Below are 15,844 nucleotides of genomic sequence, written 5' to 3' on the forward strand. Positions count from 1 at the left end.
AAAATTTCTGGCTAAACTATAAAACCGTGGCCAATTTAACTTGACCACTACACATTACCAATTAAGTAATGTTTTGTAGACCACCTTCATCAACCAAAATTTTTGTACAAAAACCTCTGGAGCTTCTCTTTAAATTTTTAGGTATCAATTTTTAGCTCATCTGCTTTTACTTATCAGAATCGATAAAAACCTTACAAGCGGAGTTGATGTGTTAATAAAGCGCCTAATTATCATTTTACTGTGTATCTGTTCATGCACAGTCACTGCCAATTCATTACAACAGCAGTTTGAACAGCCAAGTGAGCAACATAAACCTTGGGTATTTTGGTATTGGATAAATGGTAATATCACAGCTGAAGGTATCAAAGCTGACTTACAAGCCATGGCCGATGCAGGTTTAGGCGGTGTGTTGCTGATGCACATTAACGAACATGAGGTAATACCCGCAGGGCCTGTACGTTTTTTATCGGACGAATATCAAGCTTTATTAAAACTCACTTTTGAAACCGCCGCCGAGCTAGGTTTACAAGTTAATTTATACAATGGTGAAGGATGGTCGGTTGCAGGCGGCCCTTGGATAACGCCAGAGCTTGGCATGAAAGAACTGGCATGGAGTGAGTTGAATATCAGCAGTTCAACTAAAACTATTCAATTTCCTAAACCGCATGCGCCACTTGGCTTTTACCAAGATATTGCCACCCTTGCCTTCCCAACACCAAAAGGCTTTATTGAACCCAACTTTGTTGACTTAGTGGATAAAGTGACTGTTTCCGGAGAAAAATGGTATCAGTTTAGCCAAACAGACAAAGCGATTGATGGCGACTGGAATACAGATATTAAGCCAACAGTTGATGCGGACACTGGCGAAACTTATATCAAGCTAGATTTCAAACAAGACTACACCTTTAGCAACGCATTTGTGAAGTTTGCCGCCTACGGCATGATGGGGCGCAACTACTTAATGGTATCGGACGATGGCGAAAACTATCGTGAAGTGGCGTTTAGTAAACGTGGCCAAATTTACGATGATATTAGCTGTTTCCAATTTGAGCCTGTGACTACTCGCCACGCCAAATTTGTTTTTAAACCAACTGACAACAAACTGTTATATACCGCCATGCCTAAAGTTAAGGTGTCGGTACGCGAAATCGCCTTAGACAACCGCCCACGCATCGATAACTGGTGCCAAAAAGCCGCACATGCGTTTCCATTTTTTATGCCTGAAACTGAAAGGCAAATTGCACAACCAACACTCGCTAGCAACAGCAATATAGACTTAAACTCAATCATTGACGTCAGCGAATATTTAACCGCGGATGGCAAGCTTAATTGGACACCACCCGCTAATTCAGGGAAAGCAGACAACTGGACAATTGTGCGTTTTGGTATGTCATCAACCGAAGCAATCAACCGTCCAGGTTCAAAAGGTGGTGAAGGTTTAGAAGTAGACAAAATGGACGAGCGCGCGCTCGATGTGCATTTTGCTAACTACTTAGCAACCGCTAAAAAATTAGCAGGCGATCAAGTAGGCAAAACATTTGCCAGTACCCATGCCGATAGTTGGGAAGTAGGCCGACAAAACTGGACACAAAATTTTGCCAACGAATTTACGCAAAAGCGTGGTTATTCGCCGATTAAATATTTACCAGCGACTTTAGGTTATCAAATAATCAGCCCACAAGCAGGCGAACAAACCAGCGAACGTTTTTTGTGGGATTTACGTAAAACCATGGCCGATTTAATTGCCGAACGTTTTTATGGCGGTATGACTAAACGCGCCAATGCGATGGGCATTAAATTTTCAGCGCAGTCAATGAAACCTTTTATTGATAACCTATACGCGCTTGGCCAAGCTGATATTATCTACGCCAACAGCGCATTTAAGTCACTCAACCCGAAAGACAATGTTAAAAACCAAGAATTTGCTTATTTAACCGCCAAAATGACCGCATCGGCAGGCTCTATTTATGGCAAACCTGTGCGCTCTGAGTCATTTACCTCATTACCTGAAGCCAACCGCTGGTTAAGTCATCCACTAACCTATAAATCACAAGCCGATACCGACTTTGTGGGTGGGGTTACTTTAGTTACTCACCATTTATTTACTCATCAACCATGGACCAATTTACAACCCGGCATGACCTTAGGTTATTGGGGCCTACATTTTGAACGTACCCAAACTTGGTGGCATGAAATTAATGCTTGGAATAGCTATGTACAGCGCAGCCAAGCACTATTAAGCCAAGGCCAACCTGTATTTGATGTACTACATTTGTTGGGTGATGACTCATCCACCAAATTCGACCGCGAGTTTGTTTATAACACACTGCCGAAAGGCCATGACTTTGAGTTTATTTCGACGCATGGTTTGTTAAATGAATTGTACGTCAACACCAATAAAAAATTGAGTTTCGCCACTGGCCGAGAATATCAAATATTGTCATTAGCCGATGATATAAGTATGCGCCCACAGGTCTTATTAAAGCTTAAACACTTGCTAGAACAAGGCGCGGTTATTGTTGGTAAAGCGCCAGAATTTTCACCTAGTTTGACCAATGCACAGCAAGCAGACAAACAAGTGCAACAACTCGCCAAAGAAATTTGGGGCGGTCAATATAACCAACAAGTATTTGCCAGCCTGCCTGAAGCTTTTGCCCAGTTAAACATTCAGCCAGACGTGCGCATAACAGGCACTGATAATCGCATTATTTGGCGTCACCATCAGCTTAAAACACAAAACAGCCATTTCTATTTTGTCAGTAATCTTGAGCAAACCAAAGCCACAGCCAAGTTAGATTTTAGAACAACAGCTAAAGTGGTTGAGTTGTGGGATGCTATGTCGGGCAAACGCCAACGTTTAACCGGCTTTTCCGTTAACAACGGCCGCACGCAAATTGAGTTAACTTTTGAACAAGCGCAATCATTTTTTGTCGTGTTTAGCGACACAGCAAGCACCACTGAAACATATCAGCAAGCACCGCTTGTGCCAGTGCAAAATATTCAAACAGCTTGGCAGTTAGACTTTATCAAAGGTGCACAGCAGCCAGATTCGGTTGTGTTAAAGCAACTTATCGACTTAACCGAGCACCCAACTGACGATGTTAAATACTTTGCAGGTACAACTCGCTACCAAACCGAATTCACTTTTAACGGTAGTGTTAATCAGCAAGCGCAATATTTATTAGATTTGGGTCAAGCTCATCAGTTTGCCCGCGTTTATCTAAATGACCACAACCTAGGCGTGCAAATGTGGGCACCGTATCAGTTTGATATCAGCCAATACCTAACAGTCGGAACAAACCAACTTACGATTGAAGTAACCAACGTGTGGCCAAACCGTTTAATTGGTGATGAGCGCCAATATTCTGATTCAGCTAAGTGGAAACAAAATGGTTATCAAGGGTGGCAACTGATTGAATTTCCAAACTGGTTAAAAGGCGCAACACCACAACAACCCGGCGAGCGCAATACGTTTGCGACATGGAAACACTGGGGCAAAGACGACCCATTAATGCCATCCGGCTTGATTGGCCCTGTGCAAATATTGACGCGCGAATAAGGGTAATAACAATGAAAAAGATCAAATCTTTAATCATATCCACGGCTATCGCGGGTTTATTAAATACTTTACCTAGTGTGGCAATGGCTCAAAATCAAAGTGCCGCAAGCGAGCTAGAACAAGCCTTTAAAAAACCAGCTGCTCAAGCTAAACCTTGGGTATATTGGTTTTGGATGAACGGTAATTTATCTAAAGAAGGCATAACCGCCGATTTAGAAGCCATGAGCCGAGTTGGCATTGGTGGTGCGTTGATAATGGAAGTGAATTTTCGCACCCCAGCAGGAAAATACGCTTATTTGAGCGATGAATGGCGCGAACTATTCAAATTTGCCATGAATGAAGCCAAACGCTTAAATCTAAAAATAATCAAAAATAATGACGCTGGTTGGACAGGTAGTGGTGGCCCTTGGGTTACACCAGACAAGTCAATGCAACAGCTAACTTTTAGCGAAACTGTTGTCGATGGTGGTGGCAAATTTGATTTAAGTTTGCCGATACCACCACACAATTTGGATCACTATCAAGATATTGCGGTTTTTGCAGTGCCAGCCAAACCCGCTTTACCGACCAAGCAGTTAGAAATTACCACCAGTGGTATAACCTACCCAGACGCAAGCTTAATTGATAATAAGTTTACAAAAGCAGTAACCGCAAACGACATTAAAAGCAAAAAACATTGGATTTTGTTTGATTACAAACAGCCAGTAGAAATTCAAGCCATGACCATAGTGCCAAAAATACAAAGCCGTGGCGAAGTATTTGGTGAACTCTTGGTATCGAACGACAATAAAAATTTTACCAAAGTAAAAGACTTTTATATCGCGCATAAAAGTGAACGCGAAGCGTTAACTTTTGCACCTGTTACCGCACGCTATTTTCGCATCAACTTGCGTGGCCAAGGGTTAGATCCACAACCGAAAGAGCCAAAATTTAACTTTTGGAAAGTAGAAGATTTCCCAGAAGTACATCTACATATTTCTGAAATTCTCTTTCACAACACCCCAAGGTTAGACTCATGGGATGAAAAAGCGCTGTTTGTTTATTCTAATGCTAAAGCACCTGAGTTTGGTCAAACAAACAAAGCGGCAGAATTTATAAATTTAACAGAACATTTAACTGAAAATGGCCGTTTGCAGGTTAGCTTACCTAAAGGCCATTGGAATATTTTACGTATCGGCCATACCTCAAGCGGACAAAAAAATAATCCACCACCCAAGGCTGGTGAAGGGTTAGAAATTAGCAAACTTAACCCGAAAAAACTTAAATTTCATTTCGACAATCTCATTGGCAAACTTGTTAAAGATGTCGGCCCCTTAGCTGGTGACACTCTAATGGGCACTCACATAGATAGTTGGGAAGTAAAGTTTGATAACTGGGATGACATTCTGCCTAGCGAATTTAAACAGCGCACTGGCTACGACATGATGCCGTTTTTACCAGCTACAGTCGGTCATATTGTTAAAAGCGAAGAAATAACCGAACGATTTTTATGGGATTTACGCCGGGTAATGGCGGATGTGGTAGCAGATAACTACTATGGGCAGATGCGCGCATTAGCCGCCGAGCATGGCATGCAGTTGTCGTCAGAAGCCTATTTATATGGGCCAATTGATAGCTTGCAAGCTGCTGGCCGCACTGACATTCCAATGAACGAGTTTTGGACAACCGACGATGGTTACGAAAAACCTGGTTATAGCGCGCGCCAAGCTGCGTCTGCTGCCCATACTTATGGCAAAAAAATTGTTGCCGCTGAAGCCTTCACCGCTGTGCCATTTAGTGCCAGTTGGAGCAATCATCCGTACACTTTAAAAGGCTTGGGCGATCGCATGTTTGCCCGCGGCACTAACCGATTAGTCTTTCATCGTTGGGCAATGCAACCTTGGACGGATCGCTGGCCAGGCATAACCTTTGGCCCTTATGGCTTTAATTACGAGCGCACCTTAACTTGGTTTGAACAAAGCAAAGCTTGGTTAACTTATTTAAGCCGCTCGCAAGCTTTGTTACAAAGTGGTCAGTTTAAAGCAGACTATGCGGTGTTTGTTGGCGAATCAGCCCCATACGACATAGTGTCTTTTCACGACAAGGTCAAAGTTAAAGGGTATAACTACGACTACCTCAATCAAGAAATTATTCGTCAACTGCAGTTTAAAGATGGTCAATTAGTGTTACCAACTGGCATGCAATATAAGTTATTGGTGCTACAAAACAGCTCAGTAATGACAGAACAAACCATTAAAAAACTGGCAGAACTGGTTGAACAGGGTGCAGTTATTTTAGGTGAAAAACCGCAACGTTCACCCACCTTAATTAACTACCCACAATCTGATGTGAATGTACAAAACATTGCTAATAAACTTTGGGAAAATTACCAACAAGGTCAAGCTGGCTCAAAAGTTTATGGTAAAGGTAAAGTGTTTTGGCACACTGACATTGACCACGTTATTCAGCAACTTAATTTAATCCCAGATGTCGCATTTAACCAAGCGGGACAAAATATTGAATGGCTGCACCGCCAAACTCAAGATGCGGATCTGTACTTTTTAAGTTTGTTTAAAGCACAAGCAAAAGGCGTTGAAGCAACATTTCGTATCAGCGGCCGCCAACCAGAATTTTGGGATGCTTACACAGGTGACATAGTTAAACCTGCAAAATGGCGTGCTAATAACAACGGCACAACCACAGTGTTTTTTGATTTAGAGCCAAGCGGTTCTATTTTTGTGGTTTTTCCTAAAAATAACCACAGCATTGCCAATACTCAGGGCAGTCAAAAACCACCAGTGGTCAGCGTGCAACCACAAAACGGTATCAAAACCATTGTCAAAGGTACTGGAGATAATACAGCTGTAACAGCACAAGTGTTCGAGTCGGGCTCATATCAAATTGAGTTGGCAAATGGCCTGCAAAAAGCGCCACTGCGCACCACCATCAGCGCAGAAGTGCCAGCACCAATTACTATCAATACGCCGTGGCAATTGTCTTTCCCTAACCAATTTGCCTACAAACATCAGCTGCCACAAACCCAGACGGTTAAAACACTTAAATCATGGCCGGAGTTTGATAATGACAAGGTTAAATATTTCTCAGGTACAGGTGTTTACACCACAACTTTTAACCTTAGCTCAGTACCCAGTATACAAAAACATCTACTGGATTTAGGTGATGTGCAAGTGATTGCCGAAGTAAAAGTCAATGGTATTGAACTAGCTACTTTGTGGAAACCACCTTACCGCGTGGATGTATCCGACGTTTTAAAACAAGGAGAAAACCAACTTGAGGTGCGAGTAACCAACCTTTGGATAAACCGTATGATAGGCGATGCCGCCTACCCTGATTTATTTGAGCGCACACCTATGGGCGGCTCGCAAGGTTTTCCTGATTGGTTATTAAAGGGTGAGCCAGTGCCAGAAACAGGCCGCACCACCTTTAGTACTTATCACCCATACCAGATTGATGATCCGCTACAACCTTCAGGGTTAATCGGGCCCGTAAAACTGATTCCGTACATAGAGCAAACCTTATCCAGCTCGAATACACACAATACAAATAACAGGTAACAAGATGTTCGATTTATTTCAAGTACAAGAAAACCCATTTACCGGCGTTTTATTTCACGCCATAGGTGGTTTAGCAGCGGCGAGTTTTTATATTCCGTATAAAAAAGTCAAAGCTTGGTCGTGGGAAATTTATTGGATGGTAGGCGGCTTTTTTAGCTGGATTATCGCCCCTTGGCTGTTGGCTATGCTGATTTTGCCACAAACGCCAGAAATACTCGCACAAGCGTCAAACTCCAGTTTAGTTTGGACCTTTAGCTTTGGTTTACTCTGGGGTGTGGGTGGTCTCACGTTTGGTTTAACCATGCGTTATTTAGGCATAGCGTTAGGTTATTCAATTGCATTGGGCATAAGCGCAGTTATCGGCACGCTGGTGCCGCCAATATTTGAAGGCAAATTGGTGGATATTGCGGCGACCCAATCTGGGCAAGTGATGTTACTCGGGGTATTTATTTGTTTAGCGGGCATTGCACTCGGTGGTAAAGCGGGTACCAATAAACAAAATGAATTATCCGACGAAGACAAAAAACAAAGTGTTAGCGAATTTCACTTTGGCAAAGGTTTAGCGTTGGCGCTTTTTTCAGGCGTGATGAGCTCGTTTATGGCATACGCCTTTGCCGCTGGCAAACCCATTGCCGATATTGCCGTGGCACAAGGATCACCCAATTTATGGCAAAATTTGCCAGTATTAATTGTTATTTTAGCTGGCGGTTTTGTGACTAACTTTGTTTGGTGTGCCTATTTAGCCACTAAAAATAAAGCATGGGCGCAATTATCTTCTCCAACAGTGAATAACCCAAGACTGAGCAATATTTTATTTTGTGCGCTCGCTGGGGTGACTTGGTATATGCAGTTTTTCTTTTATGGCATGGGCACCACCATGATGGGTGAATACGAGTTCTCAAGTTGGACACTGCACATGGCCAGCATCATAGTTTTTAGCACACTATGGGGCTTAGCATTAAAAGAATGGCAAGGGGTTAGTACGGCAACTCAGCGTTGGAATTTAGCCGGATTAGCTGTGCTTATTTTAAGCATGGTAGTGATTGGTTGGGGCAACACCCTCGCAAGTGCAGGCTCAGGTGCCGCTCACTAAACCTGAACGGCCTTTTGTTTCGAACTCTTTGTTGGAAGTGCTCATTTGTACATACAAACTCCGCGCTTCCGCCTCGATTTCGAACCAAAATTCTCGTTCAAATAAAACAACAAACAAGATAAAGGGTTAAAAATGAAAACAGGTTTATTCTCAATAGGTTTAGATACTTACTGGCTGCAATTTGACGGCTTATTAGATAACTTAAACGGTTATCACAATCACATCAGCGAACAGATAAAAGGTATGGGGGCTGAGCTAGTTGATGCTGGCATGGTGGATACCCCAGAAAAAGCGCAAGATGCGGCTAAATTATTTAAAACTGAAGATGTAGAAATCATCTTCTTGTTTATCTCAACCTATGCTTTGTCATCCACGGTTTTACCTGTGGTGCAAAAAGCTAAAGTGCCAATTGTTATGCTCAATATTCAGCCAGTTGCACAATTAGATTATGAAAAATTTAACGCCATGGGCGATCGCGGCAAAATGACAGGCGTGTGGTTAGAACATTGCCAGTCGTGTTCATTACCCGAACTTGCGTGCGTATTTAACCGCGCAGGGGTTGATTACCATGTAGTGTCTGGCTACATGCAAGAAGACTACGTGTGGCAAGAAATTAACGCCTGGGTAGATGCAGCAAAAGTTGCTGAAGGTATGCGCCAAAACCGTGTTGGCATTTTAGGCCACTATTATAATGGCATGCTTGACGTATACAGCGATTTAACCCAACAAGCCGCTGCCTTTGGTAACCATTTTGAAATTTTAGAAATGTGCGAATTGTTTGATTTGCGCCAAGCAGTAACTGCCGAAGAAATCGCTGCCAAAATCAGTCAATTCCATGAAAAATTTGATGTATCTGACGAATGTGAGCAATCAGAGCTTGTGCGCGCGGCACAAACCTCAGTTGCGCTAGACAAGTTAATTGCTAAACATAAACTCGGCTCTATGGCGTATTACTACGAAGGTTCAGGCGAGTACGAAAATATCGTTACCTCAGTGATTGCCGGTAATACTTTATTAACTGGCGACAATACGCCGATAGCGGGTGAGTGCGAAATTAAAAACGTACAAGCCATGAAAATTATGGACTTATTTGGCGTAGGTGGCTCGTTCTCAGAATTCTACTTGTCAGACTTTAAAGACGATGTCGTTTACCTAGGTCACGACGGTCCAGCCCACTTTGCAATAGCCGAAGGTCGTGTTGGTTTAGTGCCACTGCCGGTTTATCACGGTAAACCAGGCAAAGGTTTGTCTATTCAAATGACTGTTAAACATGGTCCAGTGACAGTATTGTCAGTCGTAACACGACGTGATGGCAGTGTGTTTTTACAAGTATGCGAAGGTGAATCTGTTGCAGGCCCTGTATTACAAATCGGCAATACCAACAGCCGCTACAAATTCCCTATGGGCGCACGCGCCTTTATGAACGAATGGTCGCGCGGCGGCCCATCACACCACTGTGCGATAGGCGTTGGCCATATTGCCGATAAGTTAGAAAAACTAGCGGCAATTTTAGGAATTGAAGTGCGCAGGTTAACAGCCTAAAAACTGATAATTCACGCATTCTCTTTTGTGCCTGCACTTTGTTGGGCTTGGGTGGTATTTAAAGATATGATTGAATCAAGGCCACTGTATCCGTTTGGTTTCGGTTTAAGCTACGCAAGTTTTAACTATTCTGAGCCAAAACTTTCCAGCGATGTTATGAAGCAAAACAGTGAATTAACCGTAACGGTTGAAGTAACCAATACCGGCAAAGTAACAGCCAAAGAAGTGGTACAAATGTATATAAAAGATCTGTTTGGTAGCGCATCACGCCCAGCGATGGACTTAGAAGGATTCGAAAAAATTGAGCTGAAGCCAGGTGAAAGCAAAACTGTCCAGTTTACCATTAACCCTGAAATGTTGATGTTCACCAGTGTAGAGATAAAACCTATTTTAGAAGCTGGTGACTATGAAGTTATGGTAGAAACTTCCTCTAAAGAATTAAAAAAAGTGAGCTTTAGTTTGCAATAGCCACTTCGCATAACCAATAACAACGTGTAATCGATATGGGTAACGCCTTCTATAATCCAGAATGAAGGCGTTGCCTGTTTTTTTTGGTGATGAAGGTATCAATTAACAATAACCCCGCCTTTTTTTAATGTACTAAGACGACATATTACTCGCAACAGGTAGACCTTAAAAGCGGGGAGGTAAATCGTGAAAAAGGCAGCACATGTTTAGATAGGCCTTGTTTAAGTAAAGGTATTTAACGCTATACAGCCCTACTTAAATCAACTAAAGCAAAAAAGCCAAACTCAAGATAAATCTATAGACTGATATGAAAATAAATAAAAAAATTATATTGTTACCCTTGGCTAAGCTACTGTTTTTAACGCAGTCAGCATTAGCTAGCCCCCTCGACCATCCGATAATTTTTACCACAGATGCTGAGCGGGCAACGACGTTAACAAAAATAGAAAAGTACGATTGGGCGCAGGATGTAGTTAAGCAGTTGAAACAAACAGCCGACGCTCAAGTTAATGCGCATGTTAAAGATCCTAATGCTATCTTTAAGGCTATGCCTAAGTTAGCTAATCACGATCATGAAAAAGATGGATCGAAAGCTGCCAATGCACACGTCAAGCTAGTTTCACCAGCGCGAAATGCAGCGATTCTTTATTTTTTAACGAAAGAAGAAAAATACGCTAAATTTTCCGCCGATATTATGCAAGCCTATTTTGAGCAAATAGCACCAAGGACACCACAAACGACCAGTATTGCAGGTGATGTTTTTTATGATGCTAGAGCCACATATCAACCGCTAGCGCTTGTTTACGATTTCCTTTACGACTATCTCAATACCCCAGGCACCCAAGTTTACAGTAAGGCGAAGCGTGACTATGTTTCATTTGACAATGACCTAGCGCAAAAAGCCATTACTAATATGGTAGGTAATGTTTTGCAAGAATATGGTCAACCAGATAAACATGGTCGCGTTGTTTCTAACCACCCGATCCTCACAGCCCCAGGCGCACTATTTGGCATCCTTTGTATTGATGATGAAACTGAGCGAGAGCGTTTGTTTAAGGTGTTTTGGGAGTCAGGCACCAGACACCAAAATTCTTTTACCAAAACCATTATGCCTATCTTTGGTGAACAGGGGATCTGGCCAGAATCGCTAAGCTATAGCTTTATGCCTATTGTCAGCTTAGTGATTAACTTGGTAGATAAAGTGAAGCCAGAACTAGGAGTGACCGAAGATTACAAACATGTGCTAGAAGGGAATTTTTTATTTGATTATATGCGTAGCCCAAATCGTACTTTTGTCCGGTTTGGTGATTCTAAGCGTTACAATGACAGCACAGAGGCGCTTTATCGTTACACCTTAGATATCGCCTCAAGAAAAGGATATCGCCAACTAGAGCGAAAAGCCCAAATTGCCCTGTTGCAGGCGAAAGAAGCACAAACCAAAGAAGGCGTTAAGCCCAAAAAATCGGATAGCCCTACCTTTGACGATATGAGCGCGCTGGAATTGTTTTGGGGGCAGCCGCTGCCTGAAAAAGTTGACGGCGCGATCGACTTCAACAAACCCACTGTGGTGATAGAACATGCAGGAGTTGCCTTACAGCGCAATTATGTAGAGAAAAATAATGTCGATTATGGTCTTACTGGCATTATTGGTGGCGCCCACTATGTGCATTCTCATGTTACCGGTATTTCGATGGAATTATATGGTGCTGATTATTTTATGGCGGCCAATGGCGGTATGCCGCAGGCGGTTAAAGACCGAAAAATTCCGCTTCATACCGATTATTTCAGGTTATATGCAGGCAATAATACCGTCATTGTTAATGGCACTTCTCATGGTAAACAAGAGGGTGCTTGGAATAGCAATAGCTATGTGTGGCAAGACACCACTAAAAACATAGCTGCCGAGCCAGCGCACCTTCAAGATCCTATAAATCCGAATTACAGCTTTGCTACCCAACGCTTAGACGATAAGGTTAACAATGCAATTCAAGAGCGCACCTTGGGCATTGTTCGCACTAGCCCAACCACGGTATATTACTTTGATATGTTCCGCTCTCGTTCATTAGGCGAAAATAAATTTCACGATTACATTTATCACAACCTTGGCGACGAGACGATTATTGCTAACAACTCAGGTAAATTACCATTAAAACCAACTGACCGTTACAACAATGACATTGGCGATCCAGTTAAATCACCCGGCTGGCGTTTTTTCGAACAAACCAAAGTGAGTGCACCAACCAGCGACGCGGTTAACATCCAGTTTAAATTGGCCTACGACAAACGTTCGATGAATATGTTTGTACCTGATGGGGTTGAGCGCGAGTACACCTACGCTCTAGCACCAGCAACTCGAGAAGCAAAAAATGGCTACATCAACAAGAAAACCCAAACTATCGCTATTCGCCAACAAGGTGAAGCATGGGAGAGACCTTTCATTGCGGTACTTGAGCCATCAACCACTTATCAATCTAGCGTGACTTCAGTAACGCAACTGTCCCAAGACGGACGTGTTGTTGGTGCGAAAGTGGTTTCCAATGTAAACGGAAAGGAAGTGATTAATTACATTATTAATCAGGACGACCCGAAAGCTACCTATAACAACAAGGCGTTAGGCTTAAGTTTTACCGGTCGTTATGCGGTAGTCACAGATCGCGGTGGTGATGATGTTGAGCTTTATATTGGCGAAGGCGAACAATTGCGTTACGGCAAACACCAAGCTAGCAAAAGCATGATTAAGGAGTTGTGATGATCACCAGACGACGATTTATCGTTGGCAGTGCCACGGCACTGGCAACCACCGCAACGGGTTTGGGCTTGGTATTAGCGAAGCAGCCAAAACAAAACACTATTGACGTGCCAGCAAACGCTTTAGACCATATTCACCCGGTTAATTTAAAATGCGAATACCTGAGCAACCCTGAAGGGGTCGATATAGATAAACCACGGTTTTATTGGCAATTAGCGTCTACCGAAGCCGATCAATACCAAACCCGTTACCAACTGCTGGTTGCTAGCTCACCTGCAAAATTAAACCGCAATATTGGTGATCTCTTTGATTCAGGGATTGTCAGCAGTGACAGTAATACTCATGTTGTTTATCAAGGCGCCCCCTTACAGGCGGCAACTGATTATTATTGGAAAATACGCGTTTGGGACAAAAACCAACAAGTATCAGCTTGGAGCGAATCAGCCAAGTTTTCGACCGGTTTATTCACCGAAAAAGACTGGCAACAGGCGCAATGGGTTGCATGGAGAACCCAGCAAGATTGGGAAAGCAATTGGTGGCAGCGTAAAGCTATTGAAGAGCAAACCCATCAAATCAGTTTACCCTCGTACTTTGGCGCGCGCATGTCATTGTGGGAGCGATACCTGTTTCATTATGCAAACCCTTATGATCCAGCGCCTTTGCTTCGAAAAGAATTTAATGCCACGAAAAGAATTAAATCAGCCAAGGCTTTTATCGCCGGTATTGGTTACCACGAATTGTATCTAAACGGTGAAAAAGTCGGTGATCATGTTCTCGATCCCGGCTGGACCAACTACGCCCGCTCAATCCTTTATGTGACCCATGATGTAACTGACTTGGTCAAGCAAGGTAAAAATGCCGTTGGCGTGATGCTTGGCCGAGGTAACTATGGTTTATTAGCTAATGATCACTGGGGCTTTTGGAAAAAAGGCGGCTATATCAGTCAACCAAAATTAAAGTGTTTAATCAAAGTTATTTACGCCGATAACAGCGAACAAATGGTTGTTAGCGACTTGAGTTGGAAAGTCACTGGTGGCCCTGTAATTTACGATTGTCCACATATGGGTGAAATTTACGATGCGACCAAAGAAATTGACGGTTGGAGCAATACCGAACTAGACGACTCAAGCTGGGATAAGGTTCAGCCGGCACCAGCACCGGGCGGTAAATTAAAATCACAGTTATGTGAGCCGATACGTGTGGTGCACACCAGTAAGCCGATAAGCATTAAAAACAAAGGTAAACGTTGGGGACAATGGGGTGATGCCGGCACCAACTTGGCGGGTTGGTTGCGTTTAAAAGTCAACGCGCCAAAAGGCACGCGCATCTTGGTTTATTTTGGCGAAAAAGAAAATGCCATGGATTTAGATCAGCCTGGCGGCTTACAACAAATGGCCTATGTTGCCAAAGGAGAGCTGGGCGAAATTGCCGAATGTCGTTTTTCGTATAAAGGGTTTCGCTACTTCATCATTCAAGGACACGACAAGACGTTAACGGTAGATGATATTGAAATATGTCAGGTAAATTCTGATGTCGCCTCAGTAGGCCAGTTTCTGAGTTCAGATAAAAGCTTGAATGCGATTCACCAAATCACCGATAAGGCGATGATTTCCAATCTGCACAGTATTCCCACCGATTGCCCACATCGCGAAAAAAATGGTTGGCTTGGCGATGCGGTAACCGGCCTTGAAATGGGCATGGCAAATTATGATTTAGCCGCACTAACCACCAAGTTTATTCACGATATTTTTGATGCCCAGCACCCTGAGCATGGTGGTTTACCAAATTTTGTGCCGAGCCGAGGTTATGGTAATGGTGTCTCTTCACTGTGGGGATCGGCCTGTGTCTATCTGCCTTATTACATGTATTGTTATTACGGCGATACCCGGCTCATTGAACAGTATTGGCAGCAGATGCTCCATTTTGCACAAAGTGTTTGGTCTGTTACCGAAATCAAAGAAAAACCAGGCTTGTTAAAAGATCGTCTCTCCGATTGGTCTTCGCCATTTGGTAACAAACCCGATGAAGGTGAAGAAGTTTATGCGACCATGAACTTTTATCGAGTGCTGAGCTGTTTAACTGAAATGGGCACCGTAATCGGTAAACAAACTGATGTCACGGCATTAGCGCAACAGCAAATCAAGCTCAAAAACGCCGTCTATCAGCACTGTTTTGATGCGAAAACCATCAGCTTTAAAGGGGTTGACACTGATGAGTATCGACAAGGCCCGAATGCCCTTGCCCTGTTTACAGGCATTGTCAAACCTGAACATCGTCAGCAAGTACTTAAAGGCCTTATTCATGATATTAGTATCAGTCGAGATAATCATATTTACGGCGGCATTTTTACTGGTCATGCGTTATGGGAATTACTGCCCAATGAGGGTTATTCAAGTTTGGCCTACCAGGTTGCGGTAAACGATTCTTACCCAAGTTATGGTTTTATGCTGAAAAATGGTGCGACTACCCTCTGGGAGCACTGGCCAGATAAGTCATCGCACATTCATTATTTTATGGGTTTTGTAGATAATTTTTTCCATCGTCACTTAGCGGGAATTAATTTTGATACGCAAACGCCGGGTTTCAAACATATTCTATTCACGCCCAAATTTATCGATGAAATTGACTTTGCCAAAGGAAGTTATCGATCAATTCACGGTGAAATCAAAGCACAGTGGCAAAGAACAAAACAAGGTGACATTGAATACCACGTCACCATTCCAACCAATTGTAGCGCTAAAGTGCTACTGGCAAGGGGTACTAGACGCTTAACGGCTGGGAGCCACAAACTCACTTTTAAGCGAAATGAGATTTAACCAAAATATAACTTAGGTATAAAAATGATGAAAAAACACCTACTTTTTACCACGCCGTGCTCG

At 43.0% G+C, this 15,844-nt stretch carries 7 protein-coding genes; all 7 read left to right on the top strand.

Translation table 11 applies throughout. The features are described 5' to 3' along the window. Positions 1 to 208 precede the first annotated feature (208 nt). The 7 genes from WSC_RS0120085 (at position 209) to WSC_RS0120115 (ending at position 15,781) form a co-directional block, all read left to right on the top strand. Entirely contained in the window at positions 209 to 3,559 is a 3,351-nt protein-coding gene (locus WSC_RS0120085) for a glycosyl hydrolase (protein ID WP_016957756.1), read from the top strand. An 11-nt stretch (positions 3,560 to 3,570) separates the two neighbouring features. Beyond that, positions 3,571 to 7,113, top strand: coding sequence for a glycosyl hydrolase (locus WSC_RS0120090; RefSeq protein WP_016957757.1), 3,543 nt, complete (start codon positions 3,571 to 3,573; stop codon positions 7,111 to 7,113). 4 nt (positions 7,114 to 7,117) lie between these two features. Then, entirely contained in the window at positions 7,118 to 8,206 is a 1,089-nt protein-coding gene (gene rhaT, locus WSC_RS0120095) for an L-rhamnose/proton symporter RhaT (RefSeq protein ID WP_016957758.1), read from the top strand. Between the two features lie 132 nt (positions 8,207 to 8,338). Next, positions 8,339 to 9,748 carry an L-fucose/L-arabinose isomerase family protein gene (locus tag WSC_RS0120100; RefSeq protein ID WP_016957759.1) on the top strand — a complete coding sequence of 470 codons (1,410 nt, stop codon included), beginning with the start codon at positions 8,339 to 8,341 and terminating at the stop codon, positions 9,746 to 9,748. 66 nt (positions 9,749 to 9,814) lie between these two features. Next, on the top strand, positions 9,815 to 10,216 hold the full coding sequence (locus tag WSC_RS0120105; RefSeq protein WP_157447370.1) for a fibronectin type III-like domain-contianing protein: 402 nt from the start codon (positions 9,815 to 9,817) through the stop codon (positions 10,214 to 10,216). 307 nt (positions 10,217 to 10,523) lie between these two features. Then, complete coding sequence (locus tag WSC_RS0120110) at positions 10,524 to 12,965, top strand: endo-acting ulvan lysase-like protein (protein ID WP_016957761.1); 2,442 nt, start codon at positions 10,524 to 10,526, stop codon at positions 12,963 to 12,965. Then, positions 12,965 to 15,781, top strand: a complete 2,817-nt coding sequence (locus tag WSC_RS0120115; RefSeq protein WP_016957762.1) for a family 78 glycoside hydrolase catalytic domain — start codon at positions 12,965 to 12,967, stop codon at positions 15,779 to 15,781. Before WSC_RS0120110 ends, WSC_RS0120115 begins: the two co-directional genes overlap by 1 nt. Positions 15,782 to 15,844 lie beyond the last annotated feature (63 nt).

The sequence above is a fragment of the Catenovulum agarivorans YM01 genome (genome assembly GCF_000281085.1).
In the GTDB taxonomy this organism is placed as follows: Bacteria; Pseudomonadota; Gammaproteobacteria; order Enterobacterales; family Alteromonadaceae; genus Catenovulum; species Catenovulum agarivorans.

Coding starts and splice junctions, on each gene's coding strand:
- WSC_RS0120110 (WP_016957761.1), top strand. CDS start 10,524: ATGAAAATAAATAAAAAAATTATATTGTTACCCTTGGCTAAGCTACTG.
- rhaT (WP_016957758.1), top strand. CDS start 7,118: ATGTTCGATTTATTTCAAGTACAAGAAAACCCATTTACCGGCGTTTTA.
- WSC_RS0120090 (WP_016957757.1), top strand. CDS start 3,571: ATGAAAAAGATCAAATCTTTAATCATATCCACGGCTATCGCGGGTTTA.
- WSC_RS0120100 (WP_016957759.1), top strand. CDS start 8,339: ATGAAAACAGGTTTATTCTCAATAGGTTTAGATACTTACTGGCTGCAA.
- WSC_RS0120115 (WP_016957762.1), top strand. CDS start 12,965: ATGATCACCAGACGACGATTTATCGTTGGCAGTGCCACGGCACTGGCA.
- WSC_RS0120105 (WP_157447370.1), top strand. CDS start 9,815: ATGATTGAATCAAGGCCACTGTATCCGTTTGGTTTCGGTTTAAGCTAC.